General features: G+C 63.8%; 19 protein-coding genes and 1 pseudogene. 12 read left to right on the top strand and 8 right to left on the bottom strand.

From position 1 onward, the window contains the following. Nucleotides 1-12: 12 nt before the first annotated feature. The 4 genes and pseudogenes from G3436_RS04165 to G3436_RS04150 form a co-directional block, all read right to left on the bottom strand. Nucleotides 13-1,034 (bottom strand): annotated as a pseudogene (locus tag G3436_RS04165) (ABC transporter permease). Next, nucleotides 1,034-2,092 carry a microcin C ABC transporter permease YejB gene (gene yejB, locus G3436_RS04160; protein ID WP_163941631.1) on the bottom strand — a complete coding sequence of 353 codons (1,059 nt, stop codon included), beginning with the start codon at nucleotides 2,090-2,092 and terminating at the stop codon, nucleotides 1,034-1,036. Before yejB ends, G3436_RS04165 begins: the two are co-directional and overlap by 1 nt. Beyond that, nucleotides 2,089-3,909, bottom strand: a complete 1,821-nt coding sequence (locus G3436_RS04155) for an extracellular solute-binding protein (RefSeq protein ID WP_163941628.1) — start codon at nucleotides 3,907-3,909, stop codon at nucleotides 2,089-2,091. The genes yejB and G3436_RS04155 overlap by 4 nt, the downstream gene beginning before the upstream one ends. Before the next feature lie 90 nt (nucleotides 3,910-3,999). Continuing rightward, complete coding sequence (locus G3436_RS04150) at nucleotides 4,000-4,281, bottom strand: peptidylprolyl isomerase (RefSeq protein WP_069075821.1); 282 nt, start codon at nucleotides 4,279-4,281, stop codon at nucleotides 4,000-4,002. A gap of 191 nt (nucleotides 4,282-4,472) precedes the next feature. Between G3436_RS04150 and G3436_RS04145 the strand changes: the two genes are divergently transcribed. The 9 genes from G3436_RS04145 (at nucleotide 4,473) to G3436_RS04105 (ending at nucleotide 16,399) form a co-directional block, all read left to right on the top strand. Next, entirely contained in the window at nucleotides 4,473-6,473 is a 2,001-nt protein-coding gene (locus G3436_RS04145; protein ID WP_163941625.1) for a hypothetical protein, read from the top strand. Beyond that, the gene (locus G3436_RS04140) at nucleotides 6,443-7,633 is read left to right on the top strand and encodes a hypothetical protein (RefSeq protein ID WP_163941622.1); all 1,191 of its coding nucleotides are present in this window, start codon (nucleotides 6,443-6,445) and stop codon (nucleotides 7,631-7,633) included. The genes G3436_RS04145 and G3436_RS04140 overlap by 31 nt, the downstream gene beginning before the upstream one ends. After that, entirely contained in the window at nucleotides 7,630-8,523 is an 894-nt protein-coding gene (locus G3436_RS04135) for an RCC1 domain-containing protein (protein ID WP_163941620.1), read from the top strand. Before G3436_RS04140 ends, G3436_RS04135 begins: the two co-directional genes overlap by 4 nt. 72 nt (nucleotides 8,524-8,595) lie before the next feature. Next, nucleotides 8,596-9,507 carry a hypothetical protein gene (locus tag G3436_RS04130; RefSeq protein ID WP_163941618.1) on the top strand — a complete coding sequence of 304 codons (912 nt, stop codon included), beginning with the start codon at nucleotides 8,596-8,598 and terminating at the stop codon, nucleotides 9,505-9,507. A gap of 24 nt (nucleotides 9,508-9,531) precedes the next feature. Further along, on the top strand, nucleotides 9,532-10,548 hold the full coding sequence (locus G3436_RS04125; RefSeq protein WP_163941615.1) for an Ig-like domain-containing protein: 1,017 nt from the start codon (nucleotides 9,532-9,534) through the stop codon (nucleotides 10,546-10,548). A gap of 49 nt (nucleotides 10,549-10,597) precedes the next feature. Continuing rightward, nucleotides 10,598-11,920 carry a hypothetical protein gene (locus G3436_RS04120; RefSeq protein ID WP_163941613.1) on the top strand — a complete coding sequence of 441 codons (1,323 nt, stop codon included), beginning with the start codon at nucleotides 10,598-10,600 and terminating at the stop codon, nucleotides 11,918-11,920. Between the two features lie 24 nt (nucleotides 11,921-11,944). Beyond that, nucleotides 11,945-12,277, top strand: coding sequence for a hypothetical protein (locus G3436_RS04115; protein ID WP_163941610.1), 333 nt, complete (start codon nucleotides 11,945-11,947; stop codon nucleotides 12,275-12,277). Nucleotides 12,278-12,336: 59 nt separating this feature from the next. Beyond that, on the top strand, nucleotides 12,337-13,629 hold the full coding sequence (locus tag G3436_RS04110; RefSeq protein ID WP_163941607.1) for a hypothetical protein: 1,293 nt from the start codon (nucleotides 12,337-12,339) through the stop codon (nucleotides 13,627-13,629). 19 nt (nucleotides 13,630-13,648) lie between these two features. Continuing rightward, the gene (locus G3436_RS04105; RefSeq protein WP_163941603.1) at nucleotides 13,649-16,399 is read left to right on the top strand and encodes an Ig-like domain-containing protein; all 2,751 of its coding nucleotides are present in this window, start codon (nucleotides 13,649-13,651) and stop codon (nucleotides 16,397-16,399) included. Between the two features lie 40 nt (nucleotides 16,400-16,439). Here G3436_RS04105 and G3436_RS04100 read toward each other — a convergent pair whose 3' ends face one another. Beyond that, nucleotides 16,440-17,513 (bottom strand): 3-deoxy-7-phosphoheptulonate synthase, encoded by a 1,074-nt coding sequence (locus G3436_RS04100; protein ID WP_163941601.1) that lies wholly within the window; start codon nucleotides 17,511-17,513, stop codon nucleotides 16,440-16,442. Between the two features lie 599 nt (nucleotides 17,514-18,112). Between G3436_RS04100 and G3436_RS04095 the strand changes: the two genes are divergently transcribed. Beyond that, nucleotides 18,113-18,334, top strand: a complete 222-nt coding sequence (locus tag G3436_RS04095) for a hypothetical protein (protein WP_163941597.1) — start codon at nucleotides 18,113-18,115, stop codon at nucleotides 18,332-18,334. Nucleotides 18,335-18,411: 77 nt separating this feature from the next. Then, nucleotides 18,412-18,915, top strand: coding sequence for a hypothetical protein (locus G3436_RS04090; protein ID WP_163941594.1), 504 nt, complete (start codon nucleotides 18,412-18,414; stop codon nucleotides 18,913-18,915). On the opposite strand, the gene G3436_RS04085 is transcribed toward G3436_RS04090, so the two are convergent. Together G3436_RS04085 and G3436_RS04080 are read right to left on the bottom strand one after the other, a co-directional pair. Continuing rightward, a complete protein-coding gene (locus G3436_RS04085; protein WP_163941593.1) occupies nucleotides 18,916-19,581 on the bottom strand; it encodes a response regulator transcription factor in 666 nt (221 codons plus the stop codon). Between the two features lie 50 nt (nucleotides 19,582-19,631). Next, nucleotides 19,632-20,168 carry a PQQ-dependent catabolism-associated CXXCW motif protein gene (locus G3436_RS04080; protein ID WP_163941591.1) on the bottom strand — a complete coding sequence of 179 codons (537 nt, stop codon included), beginning with the start codon at nucleotides 20,166-20,168 and terminating at the stop codon, nucleotides 19,632-19,634. 156 nt (nucleotides 20,169-20,324) lie between these two features. Here G3436_RS04080 and G3436_RS04075 point away from each other — a divergent pair, with 156 nt between their 5' ends. Next, nucleotides 20,325-20,966: a response regulator gene (locus G3436_RS04075; RefSeq protein WP_163941589.1), complete on the top strand. Its 642-nt coding sequence runs from the start codon at nucleotides 20,325-20,327 to the stop codon at nucleotides 20,964-20,966. On the opposite strand, the gene G3436_RS04070 is transcribed toward G3436_RS04075, so the two are convergent. Then, complete coding sequence (locus G3436_RS04070; protein WP_163941587.1) at nucleotides 20,963-21,616, bottom strand: pentapeptide repeat-containing protein; 654 nt, start codon at nucleotides 21,614-21,616, stop codon at nucleotides 20,963-20,965. The two genes, G3436_RS04075 and G3436_RS04070, sit on opposite strands and share 4 nt — an antisense overlap. Nucleotides 21,617-21,660: the final 44 nt, after the last annotated feature.

Raw genomic sequence — 21,660 nt, 5'->3', positions numbered from 1 at the left:
ATGAGGCTGCGATTATGCCCGTGGATCAAACGCTTCGCGCAACGCATCGCCGATGAACACCAGCAGCGACAGTATCAGCGCGAGGGCAAAAAACGCCGTGAAACCCAACCACGGCGCTTGCAGGTTCTGCTTGCCCTGGTTGACCAGTTCCCCCAGCGACGCACTCCCGGCCGGCATGCCGAAGCCGAGAAAATCCAGTGCGGTGAGGGTCGAAATGGCCCCGGTGAGGATAAACGGCAGGTAGGTGAGGGTGGCATTCATGGCGTTGGGCAGGATATGCCGGACGATCACCAGCCGGTCAGGTAGCCCCAGTGCGCGCGCGCCTGAACGTACTCCAGGTTGCGACCGCGCAGGAATTCGGCGCGTACCACGTCCACCAGCGCCAGCCACGAGAACAGCGCCATGATCCCCAGCAACCACCAGAAATTCGGCTCCACAAAGCCGCTCAGAATGATCAGCAGGTACAGCACCGGCAGCCCCGACCACACCTCCAGCAAGCGCTGCCCCAGCAGGTCGACCCAGCCGCCGTGATAACCCTGCAGGGCCCCGGCGGCCACGCCGATGACGGTGCTGATGGCGGTCAGCAGCAACGCAAACAGGATCGACACCCGCGTGCCGTACAGCACGCGCGCCAGCACGTCACGCGCCTGGTCGTCAGTGCCCAGCCAGTTGCTGCGGGTGGGCGGGCTGGGGGTGGGCAGCTGCAGGTCGTAGTTGGGGGTGTCGGCGCTGAAGGGGATCGGCGCGAACAGCATCCAGCCACCCTGATCCTCGATCAGCGTGCGCACATACTGGCTACGGTAGTCGGGCTGGAAAGGCAGCTGGCCGCCGAACTGCTGTTCGGTGTAACGCTTGAACGCAGGAACGTACAGGCTGCCCTGGTAGCCCAGCAGCAGCGGTTTGTCGTTGGCCACCAGCTCCGCCCCCAGGCTCAGCAGCAACAGTGCCATGAACGCCCACAGCGAAAACCAGCCGCGACGGTTGCGCCGAAAGTTCGCCAGCCGGCGCCTGGACAGGGGCGAGAGGCGCCGCATCAGGTACGCCTCGTGGCAAAGTCGATGCGCGGGTCGACCAGGGTGTAGCACAGGTCGCCCAGCAGGCGGATCAACAGGCCGAACAGGGTAAAGATGAACAGCGAGCCGAACACCACCGGGTAGTCCCGCGACACTGCGGCCTCGTAACTCATGCGGCCCAGGCCATCGAGGGAGAAAATCACCTCGATCAGCAGCGAGCCTGCAAAAAATACCGTGATCAGCGCCTGCGGGATGCCCGCCACCACCAGCAGCATCGCGTTGCGAAAGACATGGCCGTACAGCACCCGGCGCTCGCTCAACCCCTTGGCACGCGCCGTCACCACGTACTGGCGGGTGATCTCGTTGAGAAAGGCGTTCTTGGTCAGCAGGGTAAGCGTGGCAAAGCCGCCGATCACCAGCGAGCCCACCGGCAGCACCAGGTGCCAGAAGTAGTCGGCCAGCTTGCCCAGCAGGCTCAACTCGGCAAAGTTCTCCGACACCAGCCCGCGCACCGGGAACCAGTTGAGCGAAGTGCCCCCGGCAAACAGCACGATCAGCAGCAGGGCGAACAGGAACGCGGGCAACGCGTAGCCGATCACGATCAGTGCGCTGCTCCAGGCGTCGAAAGCGCTGCCGTGGCGTATGGCCTTGCGGATACCCAGCGGGATCGACACCAGGTAGGTAATCAAGGTAGCCCACACGCCAAGCGACAGGGTAACCGGCAGCTTGTCCAGGATCAGCTCGGTGACCTTGGCGCCGCGAAAGAAGCTGTTGCCAAAATCCAGCCGGGCGTAGTGGGTGAGCATCAGCCACAGCCGCTCGGGGGCGGATTTGTCGAAACCATACTGGCGCTTGATGGTCTCCAGCAGCTTGGGGTCGAGCCCGCGACTGGCCCGCGAGTCGGCGTGCAGCGTGTCGCTGCCGGCCCCCGGCGCACCGGCACCGATGCCCTGCAGGCGTGCCACGGCCTGTTCCACCGGGCCACCCGGTGCGGCCTGGATGATCGCGAAGTTCACCAGCAGGATGATCAGCAAGGTGGGGAGTATCAGCAGCAAGCGGCGCAGGATATAGGCGCTCATGGCGCAGCCTGCAGGCGTTCGGCCATCTGCGCGTTGGTCAGCGCGGTGGGGCTGATCTCCCACCAGGTGTCGAGGGCGGGGTCATTGCTGGCGCGCACCTTGGGGATGCCAAAGCGGTTCCACCACACCGTCGAGGTGCCAGGCGGGTAGTAATTGGGGATCCAGTAGTAGTTCCACTGCAGCACTCGGTCCAGCGCATGCGCATGGCGCAGCATGTCGGACTGGCTGGTCGCTTTGACCAGGCCGTCGATCAGGCGATCCACGGCCGGGTCCTGCAAGACCATGTAGTTGTTCGAACCCGGATCGGTGGCTGCGGCCGAGCCGAAGTAGCTGTACAGCTCCAGCCCTGGCGAGGGCGAGACCGGGTAGCCGGTGACGATCATGTCGTAGTCGCGCGCCATCAGCCGATTGACGTACTGCGCCGCATCGATGCGACGGATGTCCAGGGTGATGCCGATCTGTGCCAGGTTGCGCTTCCACGGTAGCAGCAGGCGCTCGAGCCCCGACTGGCCGTTGAGAAACGTGAAGCTCAGCGGCTCGCCCTGGGCATTGACCAATTGGTCGCCCTGCGGGCGCCAGCCGGCCTGGCGCAACAGTTCCAGCGCGTGCAGCTGCTTGTCGCGGATCAGCCCCGAGCCGTCGGTGCGCGGCGCTTCGAACACGCGCTCGAACACCTCGCCAGGCACTTGCCCGCGCAAGGGTTCGAGCACGGCGAGTTCGGCGCTGTCGGGCAAGGCACGGGCGGCCAGCACGCTGTTGGCGAAAAAGCTCTGCTGGCGGATATACAGGTTGCGCATCATCTGCCGATTGCTCCACTCGAAGTCCCACAGCAGGCCAATGGCCTGGCGCACCCGGCGGTCCCGAAACAGCGGACGTTGCAGGTTGAACACATAGCCCTGCGCGTTCTGCGGCGCCTCCCGGGCCAACTGCGCGCGTTGCAGGCGCCCGTCATCCAGGGCCGGGCCGTTGTAGCCGATGGAGTAACCGGTGGCAGAAAACTCGCGGTTGTAGTCGTAGCCGGCGCCGCGCAGCACTTGCCGGGCCACGTCGGTGTCGCCGAAATACTCGATCTTGAGCTGATCGAAATTGTAGCGGCCACGGTTCACCGGCAGGTCGCGGGCCCACCAGTCACGGTTGCGCTCGAAGGTGATGCTGCGGCGGTTGTCGATCCGTGCAATGCGGTACGGGCCGCTGCCCAGCAGCGCCGCGAAACCACCACCGTTGCTGAAGTCATGCACGCCGTGCGCGGGCAGTACGGGCAGCGAGGCCAGGTCCAGGGCCAGGGTGCGGTTCTGGCTGGTCTTGAACTCGAAGCGTACCGTGCGCGGGGATTCCACCACCACGGCGGCGACATCGGCGAACTGGTTGCGGTACTTGAGGCTGCCCTCGCGTAGCAGCAGGTCGTAGGTAAAGCGCACGTCCTCGGCGCGTACCGGCCGGCCATCGGCAAAGCGCGCACGTGGATCAAGGAAGAAGCGCAACGTCAGCCCGTCGGCACTGCGCTCGATGCGTTGAGCGATCAGGCCGTACACGGTATAGGGCTCATCCAGCGAGCGGATCGCCAGCGGCGAATACAGCCAGCCGTCCACTTCGCTGACACCCGTGCCCTTGTCGAGGTAGGGCAGCACATGGTCAAAACCGCCGATTTCCTGTGCCGAGCGACGCAGGCTGCCGCCTTTGGGCGCCTGAGGGTTCACGTAGTCGAAGTGCTCGAAGGTTGCAGGGTAGCGGGGGGCTTCACCGTAGACAGTGAGGGCGTGGCCGGGCGCGGCGCGCAGTGCTTGCGCGGGGCACAGCAGCAACAGGCAACAGGTCATAAAGGTACCGCGGGCCAAGCCGGCCCCTGCAGGTCTGGTCCTGGCGGGAGGCGGCTGCGCGACAGGGCCGGCGAGTGCGGCCAAGGCCAATCAGTCCTGGCGGCTGGTCACTTCCAGCAGGTGATAGCCGAACTGGGTCTTCACCGGGCCTTGCACGGTGTTTACCGGGGCGCTGAATACCACGGTGTCGAATTCCTTGACCATCTGGCCAGGGCCGAACGATCCCAGGTCGCCACCCTGACGGCTGGACGGGCAGGTGGAGTTGGCTTTGGCGATCTCAGCGAAATCGGCGCCGCCTTCGATCTGGGCCTTGAGTTCGTTGCACTTGTCTTCGGTGGCAACAAGGATGTGACGGGCAGTGGCTTTTGCCATGGAGAATGCTCCTGGTGAGTAAAGGCCCAGCCTAGCGCAATTGGTCAGCGATTTCTCGCGAAAATTGCCGCGGCGCACACGGCCCGACCTGATACTTCTGTCAGTTGTGCGCCATCGTGCTTTGGCACTTCAATGACCCCCAGCCCATACCCCCGACCATGTCCGCGGGCTCCCTGGATTGGAGAAACTTCATGACAAGCGATGTGAGCACCTCCGAGGCCGAACCGGTCTCCAGCCTCCAGCAGATGATCGACGATTTCAACGCCCAGCTGTCCCCGCCGGCGACCCTGCGCTCGTTTTCCGCGACAGCGGCGTCTACCAACACGATACGGCGTATCTACATCCCCGGTGCTGTTCAGATCGACGACCTGTCGACACCGGGGGCACAGGCCGGGGTTGGCAAACACCTGGTCAATAGCGTGCGCGGCATGCTGATTGTGATTCAGCCGTACGCGCAGATGAGTGCGGGTGATTCGATCGACGTGTTTTTCGGCGATACGCGGCTGCAGGCACTGACGGTCAGAGTGCTGGAGGCCCATGTGGGCCAGAACATCGAGGCGTTCATTCCGGCGAGCAAGGTGGTGGCGGGTTTGCGTGAGCTGTACAGCGTGGTCACGCGGGTGGGCTCGGCCAACAAGGAAAAGTCCCTGGTGCTCAAGGTGCTGGTACGGCTGGTGTTTCCGGGCGGCAACGATCCCCAGCCGGACCGCCCCGGGCATTACAACCTGCTGCCACCGACGCTTACCGATCCCCCCGCCGATGGCATCATCGGCGAGGAAGACCTGGTCGATGAGAACGGTGACGATATCGGGGTGCGGGTCACCATCCGGCCCTATCCGAACATGCGCATGTACGACACCTGCGAGTTCAGCTGGCATGGGGGCTTTGTCCTCTATGTCGTGCAGCCTGGCGAGGAGGGCTCGGACATCATCATCACGGTACCCTCCGAGCTGGTGCGCGAGGCCGGTGACGGTGACGAACTGGTATTGGTCTATCGCGTCTGGGATGAATGCTTCAACGTCTCCAGCGACTGGTCACTGCGCGGTTATGTAGCGGTGGAAGTCGACCCGAACAAGCTTGAAGCCCCGGAGATCATCAATCCCGATCCAGAGGCCGAGCCTGGCGCACCTATTGACCTGGCAGACCTTGGCGATGAAGACGTGCGGGTCGACGTGTGGGTCGTGCCCGGTGGCGCGCTCAAGCTCAGGGACAAGATCGAGCTGACGTGGCTGGGCACCACCGCCCAGGGGCAGGTCATCACCTTCAATCCGGCGCCTCAGACCGTGACCAAGTCGCGGCAGGTACTGAGTTTTCTGATCCCCAATACGTATGCCAAGGCGCTCGCCGGGGGGTTCGCCAGGGCGTTGTACTGCATGACCCGCACTGACAGCCCGCGGCAGACCTCCAAGCGCGCCTGGGTGGACGTTATCGGCAACGATATCAAACTGCCCAGCCCAGTGGTGCCAGAGGCCATCGACGGCAGCCTGCTGCCCACATTGGCGACGGCCACCGTGGTGGTGCCCAAGCAAGCGCAGCTCAAGTACGGCGACAGTGTGACCATCAGCTGGCGTGGCCTGCGCTCCGACGGCAGCCCACTGAGCTACACCGCCACCCGGCCGGTGACCAGCGCCATGGAAGGCAAAGACATCGAGTTCAAGGTCGATGGGGCGAGTTACATCAGGCCGCTCAATGGCGGCACCCTTGAAGTCAGCTACGAGGTCACCCGCGAAGGCTTGAGCAAACCGCTCCAGTCGACTGTGCTGGGGCTGCAGATCGGGGAAGCGCAACTGGAGCTGCCCGCGCCGTTTTGCCCGCAGGCACACAATGGCGAGCTGGACCCCAACAGCGTGGGCGATGTCACGATAGAAATTGCCCCGTATACCGACATGAGGGTAGGGCAGACCGTTCAGGCGCAGTGGTGCGACCAGGGCGGCAAGTGTATCTACGACGAAATGAAGATCACCTCGCGCAATGTCGGCAAGACCGTGGTGTTCCACATCCCCCACGGCAGTTGGAGCACCACGCTTACCGATGAGGCCCAGGTGATCTATCAGGTGGTTGAAGCCAACCAGCCGACTCGCCTGTCGGCGCCGCTGTCGCTCAAGCGAGCCGAACAGAGCGTGCAATTGCCCGACCGGTCGTGGAAGGCGCCAACGATGGCGTGCTCACGCCCGCAGGTGACGCCACGGTAGTGATCCCGCTCGGCGCACAGGTCAAGTACGGTGACGAGGTGGTGCTGGACTGGGACGGCGACGGTAAAGGTGGCAAGACCCAGATTTCCTATATGGCGCTATCCGATCAGACTGCGCCGATCCGGATGCTGGTGCCCGCCAAGTTCGTCGTTGCAAACGTCGATCATGACCTACGGGTTTCCTACACGGTGTGCCGGTTTGCCGGCAACGAGCAGTCCTCGGGCACCGTGAAACTGCGCGTGCAGAAGGTGCCCTTGCCGCTGCCGGTGTTCGTCGAGGCCACCGCTGGCCAGCAACTGAATCCGGACGATGTGGTCAGGGGGGCAACCGTCCTGATCGACGCCGTCGCGCACTTCAAGCGTGGCGACAAGGTCACCGTCAGCGTCGAAAGCCCCGTGTCGTCGGGCAACTTCTCCCAGGTAATCACCATTGCTGCCGGCGACGAAGAGAAGGCGCTGCGCGTCACTGTGCCCTACAACGCCATCAATGCGAGCAATCGCCAGTCGATCACGCTCAAGTTCGCGGTCGAGCGGGTCAGTGGCGTGCCGGTCGAGAACTCCCCGGTCAATACCTACCTGGTCAACCGCGTGATCGGCAGCGGGCTCATAACGGTATGCGGCGCACGCTATGGCGCCAGTACCTACCGCTGCTCGAGCACCTCGCGGATCATCAGCGCGTTCAATCGCCAGACCCTGCAGCCGATGCTGGTCGAATGGCGCTACAAAGGCGATGTTGCCTGGACCGCCGGTACCACCTGGTTCGACCGTCAGCCGTGGAGGGCACTGCGGGTACGCTCGCAGTCGGATGAAGTGGAATTGAACCCGGCCAACATCATCGGCAACGGCGTCGACGCGTGGTCAATGGCAGCGCGGCATTCGTGGCCCTGCGCGACGAACGTGGTGCCGGGGTGCGCGACATGGTCGGCTGGGGCAGTGCCGCTTACGGCGCGAGTATTCCACCGACCCTCATCACCTTTGACGACATCGTCGAGATCAGCTGTACCCGCAGTGCCTATGCGGCGCTGCGTGCCAACGGGTTCGTCGTGTGCTGGGGCAATGCCGGTGAGGGTGGCACCCTGCGGGCGAATGAAACCGGCGATTTTAAGGCGGTGCGCGCCAACTCCACGGCATTCGTGGGGCTCAAGCGAGATGGACGCTTGAGTGGCTGGGGCAACCTTGCCAGCGGCGCGGACATCCCCCCAGAGATCATCAGCCAGGCCGGTTATACCGCTGTGTATGGCGCCGGTACGGCGTTTGCCGCTCAGAAGAGCAACGGGCAACTGGTCGCCTGGGGCAGCGCCGCGAATGGCGGCACCTTGCCGGTCGATATCAAAACACTGACCGACTGCTGTTACATCAAAGGCAATTTCGCTGCGTTTGCCGCGCGCCGCACCAACAATCGCGTGGTCGCCTGGGGCAACGTCGGCTACGGCGGCACTGTACCTGCGGAAATTGCGGCACTGACCGATGTGCTGTCGCTTGAAGGCGCGACGGCCCAGGCGTTCAGCGCCCTGCGTGCCACTGGACAGGTGGTTGCGTGGGGCGCAGCCAGCCACGGCGGCACCGTGCCACCTGAAATCAGGAGCCTGACCGATATCGTTGAGGTCGTGTCCAACTGGCACGCGTTCTGTGCGCGGCGGCGCAATGGACGAGTAGTGGCATGGGGCAATGCCACCAACGGCGGCACGGTCCCTACGGCGGTTGCACAATGCCCCGACATCGTTCAGGTCGCTGGCAGTGCATGGGCATTCGCGGCGTTGCGCAGCAACGGCACGGTGGTGTGCTGGGGGCGGGCCGAGTCGGGTGGCGATACCAGCCGGGTGGTTGGCCAGTTGACCAACGTGCGTGCGGTGTACGCCAACTCCAACGGGTTCTGCGCGCTGTGCTCCGATGGGCGCGTGGTCACCTGGGGCCAGGCCCTGGGTGGCGGCGACAGCACCGCTGTGCAGCCGGCACTGCGCGGCCTGGTGACCACCGGGCACAAGGTGCTCGCCGCCAATGCCAGCGCCACCACTGACGAGGAATGGCTGCGCGCCTTGCCCGATGCCTGACCTGTGCTGTCCACACCATCCGGTTGCCGACGCCGCCAGGCGTCGGTTGCCCACTTGCGGGAGTTGCATGACATGACCGATTACGCCGCACCTTCGATCGACGACCTGGACAACGGCACCCTGGCTTTTGAGCCCAACGGCACAGTCTTCGTAAGAACACACAGCAAGAAGGAATGGTTCACGAGAAAGCTGACGCTTTTCGTACGTGACGGTGCTACCGCGGCGCTCATTTACACCGACGCCAGTATGCCCACGCCGAACCGCGACAGAGAAGCGGTGTGGAACATTCCACACAACCTGTTCAGCGCCTACCTGGACACGCCGCTCGAAGTGTTTTACCAGCTTGGTGAGGGGGAAGAGCGTTCGTCAGTCCAGATGTTGCGCTTCAAGGCGCGATTCGAAGAGCCTCAGCACGTCAGGCTGCATGCCCACAACTACATCGTGTTCCATGATTCATTCTTCACCGCTGTGCCACCCCCGAATCTCCCCGAGTACGCGCAACTGACACGCACAGTGGCACAGGCAACGCGCTATGAAAGCAGTCATCCGGAACTTGCCAGCGTAGATGCCAATGGCAAGGTCAGCCTGCGCAGCAATACGGCGGACCAACCGCTCACGATCACTGCGTTCGACGCCGCTGACGCCAGCTTGGGCAGTTATACCTTACAGGTCAGCGGGATCAGGGAATTGAGCCTGCTGAGTATTGACTCCGAAATGACGGCGCAGGGTGCGGCCGCTATGGCCGCTGCGGTTGAGCAACGCCAGCCATCTGCCGAAGAGTTCAATCGCTTCCTGCAGCTGTACGGCAATCCGGAAGCAGGCCTGGCGAATTACCTCGGGCTTGAACCCAAGGGGTTGCTAGGGGCTGCTCAAGGCGCTGGCGAGGTGACGGTTCTCGACCTGGACAACCTGGTGATAGTCACGGCACCTGGCAGCCGGCAAGGCTATGGGGTTGCTATCAGTGATTCGATCGAGATTCGATGACTGAACGGCTGGGAGCAACCTGACATGAGAATAATCGCAAGCACCTCGCTGGCGCTGCTGATGTACACCTGGCTGGGCATGCTCAGTGCCCAGGCCGACAGCACCATCCAGTTGCCGCTCGACCCCAACCTGCGGCTACCGCAGGTTGCGGGGCTGCAAGGCAACGAGCTTGATCCTGAAAAGGTGCCCGTCACGGGCTTGAACGTTACCGTCGAGGGTATGGGGGTCGACAATACGGTGGTGCTGGCATTCCAGACCACCCTCACGATCTACCTCGCCGATGCGCAGGGGCAGACGCTTGCTTCGGTCACCTGGCCCATCTCGTCGCGCAATGCGGGCAAGCCGGTCACGTTGCCGATTGAAAAGCGCTACCTGGATGACAACATCGGCAAGACGCTGCAAGTCTATTACCTCGCCGCCACACCGCGTTCGCCGCCAAAGCGCTCCGACGTAGTAGTGGTGCTGGTGCGCGAGGGCTTCAGTGCAGCCCAGACGCTGGACCTGAGCAGCCGCAACTATATCGTGTTCAGCGACAGCAACGGTGTGGTGCGACCACCGCCCAGCATCCCCATTTATGCGCAGTTCACCCGCGTACAGCCCGGCGCCATCCAGTACGCCAGCGACAACGATGCGATCGCACGGGTCGATGGCAATGGCCAGGTGTCGGTGTGGGGTAACGGTACGCTCACGGTCACCGCAACCAGTGCGGCGGGTACGTCCTCCAGTTACCGGCTGACGGTGCGCGGTGTGCGCCAGTTGCAGATGCTCAGCGCGCAGTACCAGTCCACCTGGGAACAGGCGCAGGCCCTGGCCAGCAACGCAGGCTTGAGCTTGCCCAGCGAGCGTGACTTCGAGGCATTGCTGCAGCTGTACCCGTCGCCAGGCGGTGCACTCGCCAGCACCTTGGACCTCGACCCGTACTGGGTGTGGGGGCAGGCGGTCGGGGCGGGCACGGCGCTGTACCTGGACCTGTATGACGGCCTGATCACCTCTGGTCGTGCCAGTGAGTTCGAACTGGGCTATCCGGCCGGCATTCGTTGAACACGTGGGCAGCACGCCCGGGGAGGGACGCGAGATGAGGCTGACGCGCATGCTGCTTGTGGGTGCTGCGCTTAACCTGTGGCTGGGTACGGCATACGCCGTCACTGGCGCGCAAACCGCTGCGCAACTCAATGCGCGCTACAGCAATACGCCTGCGCAGTGCGTGGCGCGTACGCCTGCATTCAATTGCAGCGGGGTTCTGCTGCGTAGCGTGTGGGTGCCGCTCAACCGGCCGTTCTGGGCCATCACTGACCCTGGCAGCAGCACCTTGCGCTTCGATTATGTGCGCAAGGATCGCAGGCCCGCACCTTTGAATGCCGCGGCGGGGTATGTGCTGTTCGACCGGCTCACGGCGGTCGGCCTGAACAAAGCTTATCAGGGCACCCAGACGCCAGCTTCGGCGGCGGTTGTGCAGGTCAACGCCGAGGCTGCGTGGGCCCCTGCACAGTTTGCGGTACAGGGCCTGTTCTATGACGTGCAACGCCCCGATGGCCTGCCACAGGCCCAGCGCAGCCAGCTCCACTACTTCAATGCCACGGGCGTGTGGCTGCCCGTACTGCGTCTGCAGCTTGATGAACCGCGCGGGCAGGTGTTCGGCTTCAGCCAGCAAGACCAACTGTACGAAGGCTACCGGGTGACGCAACGGCTCAACACCCGTTATGGGCAAACCGAGCTGAAGTGTCGCAATGGCCACTCGGCGTTCGACTGCAATGGTGTGCTGCTGCGCTCATCCGGGGTTGGTGAATTCCGCACCTGGAACCCCAGCCCCTATTCGGTCAAGGCGGGGGAGGTGTCGTTCAGCTACCTGCGGCGCGATGCCAGCATCAGGGTGGTGGTCTGGCCTCAGGGTTACCTGATCCGCGAACTGAGCGCGCCAGCGTTGTACCCTTTGAGCCTGGGCTGTCTGTATGCCGCTGACGGCGCCACGCACTATTCGGGCAGCGCCAATCCGTGCAGCTTCAGAGGCTGGTGCGAGCAGATGAATCCTGCCGTCATCAGCCCGACAGCGTGGACCGCTTACACCCGAAACAACCCCTATGCCAGTTGCTCCTTTCGCACCGATGTCAGCGCATTGAAACTGATGGTCGATATTCGCCGCAGTGTGCCCGGGCTGACGGGGTGGAACGAAGTCATGGTCAATACCTGGCCCCAGGATATTGCGCCGCAACTGGCACTGGAGGCGTTCTTCTTCAGCCAGACAGCGCACTACCTGGGGCAACAGCCCGGCGTCGAAGGTCTGAGTGGTGGCCAGTTGTTTCAGAGCAATTATCTGGAAGATACGGGGCGCTTCCTGCCCTTGGTAGAGCTGGATGTACTGGCCGCCAACGGCCAGCCATTCACCTTCGATCCCAACGCACAGGCGCTTCAGTAGCCGCGCAGGTGGAGGAGTCCAGCAATGTCGATCATCTTGCGTGGCTGTGCAGTATGGCTGCTATGGGTATGCCTGGCCCCTGTTCAGGCACAGAACGGCATGCAAGCGGCTGCCCAGCTCAATACCCGCTTCAATAGCACGCCGGCGCAGTGCGTCGGCCGTACCCCAGCCTTTACCTGTAGCGGGGTGCTGATTGGCGCGGCACTGGACACGCCGACGGCGGTGTTCTGGCAAGCGCAGGCCAGCGGTGGCACTGCGCGCAATCTGGTATTGCTGCGCAAGGACCGTAACCAGCTGCCGATGCACCCCCAGGGGCAACTGTTCAGCTATCGCCCCGATCAGCAGGCACTGGAATAAGCCTTGCGGCAAGGCTGAAAGCCAATGAGAGGTACTCACGCGTTCAAGGGAGATGAGCCATGTGGATTATCATTCGGTTATGCGTGGCAGGGTTGTTGTACTTGCAACTGCTGCCGGTGCAGGCGCAGAGCGGCGCGCAGGTGGCGCAGCAGCTCAACGCACGCTTTGCCAGTACCTCGACCACGTGCGTGGGCGGGTTGGCGCCCTTCAACTGCAGTGGTGTGCTGGCGCGCCCGCTGAGCGATGCACACCCGTCGCCTTTCTGGAAGCACGATGCCACTGCCGTGGCCCAGGGCTACGAGCGTTTCACCTTGCTGCGCAAGCACACCGCGCCCGCCACGCTGCCCGGTAAAAGTGGTTACGTGTTGCTCGACCGGCTTAGCGCTGTGGGGCGTGGCACGCCCTACCAGGGCTTCACTGACCCGGCAGGGGACATCAGCGAGGTTCGGGTCAGCAACTGGAATGAGTTGATACCCGCCGATGTCGCAGTACAGGCGCTGTATTACGAAAGCGGCGCGCCGAGTGATCTTGCACGAGCGCAGCGCCATCAATTGGCCTATCACCAGGCCACCGGGCGCTGGCTGCCGATCATGCGCCTGAACCTGGCAGGCCCGCATGGCAAGGTGTTTGGCTTTGTCCAGCAGGAACAGCTGGATAACGGCTTTCGGGTAGCCGAACGCCTCAATCGACGCTACGTGGACACGCCGCCGGCCTGCCGTGATGGTCGTGCTGCCTTCTACTGTCGCGGCGTACTGATCCGAGCAGTACAGGGCTCCACCGCATTCAGGGCATGGAACCCCAGCGCCAACTCGGTCAGTCGCAACGGCGTGTCGTTTTCGTATGTGCGTGCCGATGTCGGGACCGTTCGCTTGGCAGGTACGGAAGGGCTGATTTTCCGCGAGGCTGGCGCGCCGGTGCAACACCCGCTGACGCTGCGCTGTGCCTACCCGGCCAACGCCGGTACCTCCTCCATTGCCGGCAGTTGCCGCGCCAGTTGCGAGTCCCAGGGCATTATCACGGTGGCTGCCTGGCAACGCGCCCATGGCTCCAGCCCGGGCGGCAGTTGCGCGTTCACCCCAAGCGTGGAGCAGTTTCAGCTCAACATTGACGTGCGCGCCAACAAAGGGGCCTGGAACGAAATCATCATCGCTGCCTGGCCACAGAACATCGGCCAGCAGATGGCGCTGGAAGCGGCGTTCTACATCAGCGGCAGTGGCGGCCTGAACGGCGCCAGGCTGATCCAGCGTGACTACTACCTGCAAACCGGCAAGGTGCTGCCTGTCGTGCGTGTCGATCTGAGCGCAATAAACGGGCTGATTGCGGCATTCGACCCCCAGGACCAGAACCTTTGACACAGTGAGGTAGCGCTCCATGAACATGCCAGCAACCGATGAAACCGTCGAACCCGATGTGCAGGCCGTTACCCTCGACGATGAGCGACAAGCCTTCAATCAGGCGTATACGCACAGCTATGGAGGGGTGTCGGCTTTCGGCATCATGGGCTTGGCGCCCATCCCGCCACTTTTTGTGCCAGGCGCCGAGCCCCTGAGCAACACCGCCGACATCGGCATATCCCGTGCACTGGTGCGCCCCGCGCCCCAGGGGCTGCTGGTGGAGGTGCAACGCTATCCCGACATGCGCGCCGGCGATGTGATCGAGGTGTTCGTGCACCTGCAGGACCCGGCCAGCGAGCCCACGCCGGTGAAGACAGCGACGCTGGGCCAGGGGCGCGAAGGGCGCAACATCGCCTTGTATGTGCCAGCGGAAAAAATCGATGCAGGGCTGCTGGTGCTGTATTGCCGGGTGACCCGCGCGCGCACCCGCGAGGTGCAGGAGTCGCTCAGGCTCACCGCCCTGTGCAAGCTGAGCGCGCCCGGCGGGCCCGACCTGAAGAAGGACGAACCCTGGCATTCCGAACTGCATGCGCCGCAGGCCCCGGCACGCATCGACGCGCAGACCCTGGGCGAATTCATTCAGGTCACCCTCGACCCGTACCCGCTGATGGAAGCAGGCGACACCTTGCGCCTGCACATTGGCGTCGAACCGCTGGACTACGTGGTGCAACCTGCAGAGGTGGGGCACACCGTGACCCTGCATGTGCCGGCCGGGTTACTGCGCCAGGCGGGCGACAGCAATGCCCTGGCACTGGACTACCAGGTGATCGACCGGGTCGGCAACGTGTCGGAAAAATGGTCGGCACGGGCATTCGTTCAGGTTCGCCTGGGCAACACCTTGCTGGATGCACCGCGGGTGCTCGGCGCGGCGGTGCCGCAGGTGCTGGATACGCGGACCCTGGGCGACGGTGGCGCGTCACTGCTGGTCTGGGCCAGTGAGGCGCTGTTCCAGGCCGGCGACGAAATCGACGTAGTGTGTACCGGCATTGCCGCCCAGGGTCAGCGCATCGAGATTCGCCCACCCCGCCAGACCGTGACCGAGCTGGGCAAGGCCTACCTGTTCATGTTGCCGACGCCGGAGCTCAACCGGCTGAGCCTGGGCCTGCTGAAGGCTCACTATCGCTTGCGCCGGGCCAATGCCGATGCTGGCCAGTCGCTGCACCGCTATGTGGATGTGCTGGGTAGCGTGCCCGAATTGGCGCGAGCGGTGCTGGTTGAAGCGGACGGCGGGGTACTGGACCCGGCCCTGGCGCGTTGCACCGTCACCGTCAGCTACCCCGGCATGGCATCGGGAGATTGGGTCAAGCTGTTCTGGCATGGGCTCACCGCGCAGAACTATGCGTACGTCTGGGAGGTGGGCCGTACCGTCAGCCGCAATGATGCGGCGCGCCAGCAGATGACCTATCTGTTGGGCGCCGAGCATATTGCGGCCCTCGACGGCGGTTCGCTGCAGCTGTCGTACTGGGTGTTCGGCGAAGCCATGCCCAGCCCCATGGAATCACCACGGTTGTGGGTGCAGGTTGGCGCGCTGCAGGCCGAGCTGGCGCCGCCCACGGTAGCGGCGGCAGACGCAGACGGCAGCTTGGCGCAGGTTCGGATTGGCCAGGGCATCCAGGTACGCATACCCGAGGCTGCGCAGATCGACAGTGACGACGAAGTCACCGTGCAGTGGGTTTGCAGCACCGCTGCTGGCAGCATCGAAGGCCAAGCCCATAGCTTCAGTTTCGACGTGCCCGAGGCCGTGCTCCAGGCCGGTGTCGGGCAGTCGATCGAGGTGTCCTACCTGGTGCGCAATCACGAGGACGGCCGCGTCCAGTTGTCGGCGACACGCCAGCTGAGAATCATCCCCGATGAGCCGCTGGTGTTGCGCGCACCGGTGGTGCTGGACAGCGACAGCCAGTACCTGGACCCGGTCAGCTCGCCGTCAGGCATACGCTTTCAGGCCGCGTACCAGGGCATGGTGGCGCAGGACGAAGTGGTACTGACGGTCAACGGCAAGCAATCCTACAGCTCGGCGCCCCAGCGCGTCGACGCCCTCAAACCGTTGGTGTTCATCCTGCCGGACTGGGTCGTGCGCGGCAATACCGGCAGCCTGATCCAGGTGAGCTATAGCATGCGGCGCCGCACCCAGGCGGCGCTGAACTCGCCTGCGCTGAGCCTGCAGGTGCGTGATGACCTGGCAATCGCCATCAACCCCCTCGAACTGAATGGCTTGTCGGTGAAAGTGCAGGGCTGGCCAGTGACAGGCGTGCCTTCGGTGGGCAATACCGCGACCCGTGTGGCCAATGGCGGGGTGCCGCCCTATACCTATACGTCGAGCAAACCGGGCGTGGCTTCGGTCACGGCGACGGGGTTGGTGACGGGCAACGGCAACGGCACGGCGGTGATCACGGTTACCGATCAGCGGGGCAGCCAGGTGAGCTACCCGGTGTTGGTAAGCAATGTGTATCGCCTGATCCACAACTGGGGGCCGCTCGACCACAACCAGGCGGTGGCGTGGATGCTGTCGCTGAGCAATTGCGAGCCCTGCAGCGGACGGGCGATTGCCGATTTACAGCGGGTGTATGGGCGAACCTTGCCGACCGGCACCTGGCATTTCTGGCTGTGTGAAAAAAACGGCTGTGGTGGCAGTGGATTTGCGTTTTACCACTACACCAACCATGCCGTGTTCTGTGCGGACTACTTCAACACCAACATCAAGGCTGCATGGTGCATTCAGCGCACCTGAACCCGGCAGGAGCCGGCGCTGCCGGCTCCTGCCGAACCCGTTACCCGCGCAGCCTGAGTGCGGCGTTGCTGAGCAATGCAGCGGTGGCCTCCCAGCCCAGGCAGCCATCGGTAATCGACACGCCATAACGTAGCGGCGCCTTGCCCAGTGCCTGGCAGCCTTCGAACAAGTGGCTTTCGAGCATCAGGCCGACAATCGAGTGATCGCCTTGCATGCGCTGGCGTACCACATCATCGAATACATAGGGCTGGCGCAAGGGGTCCTTGGCGCTGTTGGCGTGGCTGCAGTCGACCATCAAGCGTGGCCGGATGCCGGCCTTGTGCAAGCCCTGGCGCGCCTGCGCCAGGCTCGGCGCATCGAAGTTTGGGCCGTTGTGCCCGCCACGCAGCACCAGATGGGTATCGCCATTGCCAAGGGTTTCGACAATCGCCGGGTGACCCTGCGCATCGAGGCCGAAGTGACGATGCGCATGCGCGGCACTGCGGATGGCATCACAGGCAACGCCGACACCGCCGTCTGTCCCGTTCTTGAACCCGACCGGCAAGCCCAGGCCGCTGACCATCTCGCGGTGCACCTGCGACTCGGTGGTGCGTGCGCCAATCGCCGCCCAGCTCAGTACATCGTCGAAGTAGCCGGCGGCCATCGGCTGCAGCAACTCGGTGGCCACGGGCAGGCCCAGCCTCAGCATGCCCAGCATCAGCTCGCGCGACAGTGCCAGGCCGTGGTGCATGTCGTCGCTGCCATCCAGGTGCGGGTCGTAGGCCAGGCCTTTCCAGCCCACGGTAGTACGGGGTTTTTCGACATAGGCACGCATCACCAGCAGCAGTTGGTCATCCACCTCATGGGCGAGGGCGGCCAGGCGTTCGGCGTATTCAAGGGCAGCGCGCGGGTCGTGCAGTGAGCACGGGCCGACCACCACCAGCAGGCGCGTATCGTCGCCGTCGAGGATCGCCTTGACCGCTTGGCGGTGGCGCTCGACCTGGGGGCTCAGGGCACTGGACAAGGGCAATTGCTGCTTGAGTTGCAGCGGGCTGGGCAGGCGCAGGCTAACGGCGCTGTTGGCTGCGCCAGGGTGCGGTTGGGACAGGGGCAGAACTTGGGTGGACGCTTGCATGGTCGGTTTTCCTTGGGCGGAAGGCGGGTTCGGTCCCGCGCCTTCGGCCCTAGTGAGGTGTTCGATTTCGTGTCGGTGTTTGCGTGCCACCTGTGCTTGACCGATCGGAGGCGGCTGGCTGGCCCGAACGGCAGTGGCTAAATCGCCAGGCAAGGCTTTGGTAACGGTAATAAGTGGCGTGGTTCATGGATCAATCCTCGGTAGTGTCAGGTGTGTTCGGCGCCCGAAATGCAAAACCCCCGGTAGGCAGGGCCGACCGGGGGTTGAGTATTCTCATGTTCGGCGGCCCTGGGGAGTGGGCGCCGGTGTGGGTATCAGCGGCGCCTGTGGCTAAACCAATACCCAAAATAAAAGCCGCTGGAAGACAGCGCCGCGCACGCAGGCATAGCTGACTGGCGCGAGACGCGGCCAGTGTGCAGTGCTTGAGTGAGGGAGGTGAATGACATGCTGTTCTCCAGTAGATGGCACCGAGCTTACTGCACGCGCCCAACTGGATGCAACTGGCAAATGCCGGTACGCTTGCGCCCGACTGCTGACGCTGGATGACTGTCAGCGCACGCCGCACAGACGTGCACCTACAAGAAAGGAGCAGATCCCCGATGAATGTCAGTGACTTCACATCGGCCACGGCCCTGCGCGCCAACAGCGCGAGCCGCATTCCCACCAGCCTGGGCATCAACAGCGGCAATGGCAGTACGGCCAAGGCGCTGGGCGCGTATACCCGCCAAGACACCAGCAACGTGTCCAACCTGGCCCGCCAACTGGCCGAAAGCGCTACCCGCGCCACGCCCGCGATGCAGGCCAGAGCCACGCCAGCCTGAGCGCACTGGCCAGTTCGCTGCTGGACAGGATCACCGGCGCCGCGTACTCCGCCAACAAGGCTGCCCACGACAAGGAAGTGCCTGCCACCGACGACCCCGAACTGCTGGCACGGGCCAGGCAAGCCACCGAATTCGTCAACTCGACCCTCACCGTCGGCAGCAAGACTGCGGACAATCCGTTTGCCGGGTTGTCTCGCGAGCAACTGGCGCTGATCACCTACGATGACGGCGGCACCTTCACGGTCAACGAGCGGCGCGCGGCCTACGAGGAATCGCGTCGACAGGAACAGGCCTGGAGCCGCGAGGTCAGCGACAAGGCGCAGCAGGAGTACGACAGCACCGGCAGAATGACCGGCTTCTTCAAGGAAGTGCAGGCCCATTACAACAGCCTGTCGGCCATCGAGCAGGCGCAGTACCCGGCCAACTATGCCGCGCAGGTGCAGCAGCACATCGATGCCGACATCAATTACAAGGCGCAGGACGCCAAGGATATGATCGTGCCCATGACCCTGGCCGAAACCTTGCTGTCGATGGGGCCGGTGGGCAGCAGCAAGACTATCGCGCTACCCGGCGCCGGCTGATCAGCGGCGCAGGTAGGCGGTAAAGTCGATATCGCCGGCGCTCAGGATCGCCTGCACCCGGTTGTGCACGTTGAGTTTGCGCAGGATCGCCGAGACATGGGCCTTGACCGTGGTTTCGGCGATGTCCAGGTTGTAGGCGATCTGCTTGTTCGACTCGCCCTTGGTCATGCGCTCCAGTACCAGTAGCTGCTTGCGGGTGAGCGCCTGCAACAGCTCGGGGGCAAAGCCGGCCTGTTCGCTGTGGCTGCGGCGGGTGCCGCTTTTCTGGGTACGAATGATGTCCGGTGGCAGGTAGACGTTGCCGTTGAGAATCTGCTCGATGGCGTCGGTCATCTGCAGGCGCGGTGAGGACTTGGTGATGAAACCGACGGCGCCATAGGTAATGGCTTGCAGCACCACCTGTTTGTCCTGCTCGGCCGAGACGATCACCACCGGTATCGTTGGCGCCTCGTTGCGCAGGTTGATCAGGCCGCCCAGGCCATGCATGCCGGGCATGTTCAGGTCCAGCAGGATCAGGTCCAGGTCGTCGTGCTCGCCCGTCAATGCCAGAGCACTGTCCAGGTCAGCGGTCTCCATCACCTCGCTGCCGGGAAAACCGTCGGTGATGACGTTGTGAATCGCTTCGCGAAACAGCGGGTGGTCGTCGGCGATCAGGATCTTGTACATGGCTTTGCACCTTATTGTTGTGGTGATGATGACCGCTAGTCAGACAGTGTTCAGGGAAACGCTTCGGGGGCAGCGGGGTGGACCGGCAGGCCGGCTGCCTCCCAGGCATCCAGGCCGTCACGGTACCAGTACAGGCGCGTGTAGCCCAGTGCATTGGCGCGTTTGACCGCGTTCCAGCTCAACCAGCAATCGGAGCGGCAATAGAACACCAGCGCGCGTTGCTTGTCGCCATTGCTCAGGCGTTGCAGGTGGCGGCTGAAATAGCCGGCCCAGGCGCTGTCCAGCTCGCCGTCGCCGGTGTTGGCCAGCCAGTGGCTGCCCGGCAGGTTGGCGTGGGGTTCGCTATCGATGAAGCGCGCATGTAGCCAGGGGCGTTTGTACACGTCGATCAGTAGCGGCGCCGGTTGTTGTTCAAGCAACGCTTGAAGTTGCGGGGTGTCGACGGTGCTCGCCGAAGGCGCATGGTCGGGGGTAGGGCTGCGGTACAGCGCAATGCGATAACCGTCGGCACCGAACAACGGTGTATCGGCGCTGGCAGTGTTTGCCAGCAACAGGCAGGCGAGGGCGAGCAGGGCACGCAGCAACATGATCGTCAGTCTCGTTTTTGTTATGCGCCGTATTACAGGCCAGTACTGGCGCTTTGTGAATGCGACTATCGACAGCGCAAGCAGTACCAAAGTAGTAGCTCTGGGGCTCGGCGGCAGCTCTAGCATGGGGTATAGCCACTACAGGAGTACTGCGCGATGGGCATTTTGCTGGTCGACGATCACCCGATGATCCGCCTGGGCCTGGCCAGCGCCCTGGGCGCGGGGCTCAATGGCCTGCCGATCCGCGAAGCCGAGAGTGGCGAGGCCGCACTGCTGCAGGTGCAGGAGCAATTGCCGGGGTTGGTGATCATGGACTTCGATCTGCCCGGCATCAGCGGCCTTGAAACCACCCGGCGACTGCGCCAGCGCTTGCCACAGTTGCGCGTGCTTTTCTTCAGTGAGCACACCGAGCTTGGCCTGGTACGTCAGGCGCTGGAGGCGGGCGCTTGCGGTTTTCTGTCAAAGGCCGCGTCGCCAGCGGTGGTGCTGGAAGCCGTACGCCGAGTACTGGCCGGGCATGCGTACATCGAGCAGCCACTGGCTACCCAGTTGGCCTGCCAACCGCATCAGGCCCAGGGTGGGCATGCCCGTCTGCAGGGGCTGACCCAACGTGAAATCGAGATTTTCCTGATGCTGGCCAAGGGCACGCCGACGCGCCTGATTGCCCAGCAGTTGTGCATCAGTGCCAAGACCGTGTCCAACTACCTGACGCTGCTCAAGAGCAAGCTGCAGGTCAGCTCCCATGCCGAACTGGTCCACCTGGCAATCGAAGCCGGCCTGCTGCGTATTGCCGCTTAGTCCCAAGTGGTCGGGCAGCCCTGGCAGCCTTCCATGTTGCTGTCCTGAAAATTGGCGTAATGCTGGCGGGTGCCGCGCAGGTCGGCCTTGGCCAGGTTGCTTTCGCCGAACTTGGCTTCTTGCAGGTTGGCGTCGGCCAGGATCGCGCCGGTAAGGTCGGCACGGCTCAGCCAGGTCATTTCCAGGTCGGCGGCCTGCAGGTTGGTGTTGTGCAGCTTGGCCCCCGACAGGCGGGCGAACTCCAGGTAGGCGGCGCTGAGGTTGGCATCATTGAAGGTGGCGCCCTGGGCGAACATGCCCCAGGCTTGCACGGCAATCAGGCTGGCACCGCTGAGGTCGGCCACGCGCAGGTTGGTCTGCTGCAGGCTGGCACGGGTGAGGTTGGCCCCTTGCAGCTTGGCTTTTTCCAGGTTGGCCAGGTCCAGCTTGGCATGGCGCAGGTTGGCCCCACGCAGGTCGGCACCGGCCAGGTTCATCTTGCGCATGTCCTGGTTGTTCAGGTCGGCGTTCTGCAGGTTGGCGTTGGGGCACTGGCTTTCAGGCTGGATGACGCAGCCGTTGATGCTGAGCGGGGCGTCGTCGCCGCTGTCGCTGCTGGCGGCGAAGGCGGGGGAGAGGGCGACGGCGAGCAAAAGCGGGAGGTACTTCATGGGAATCTCCTTGGGCAGTGAAAATGCATTCGCTGGCAAGCCAG

Source organism: Pseudomonas brassicae (assembly GCF_010671725.1).
Lineage (GTDB): Bacteria > Pseudomonadota > Gammaproteobacteria > Pseudomonadales > Pseudomonadaceae > Aquipseudomonas > Aquipseudomonas brassicae.
The sequence above is the reverse complement of the archived record's forward strand: the minus strand, read 5'-3'. Positions and strand labels throughout refer to the sequence as shown.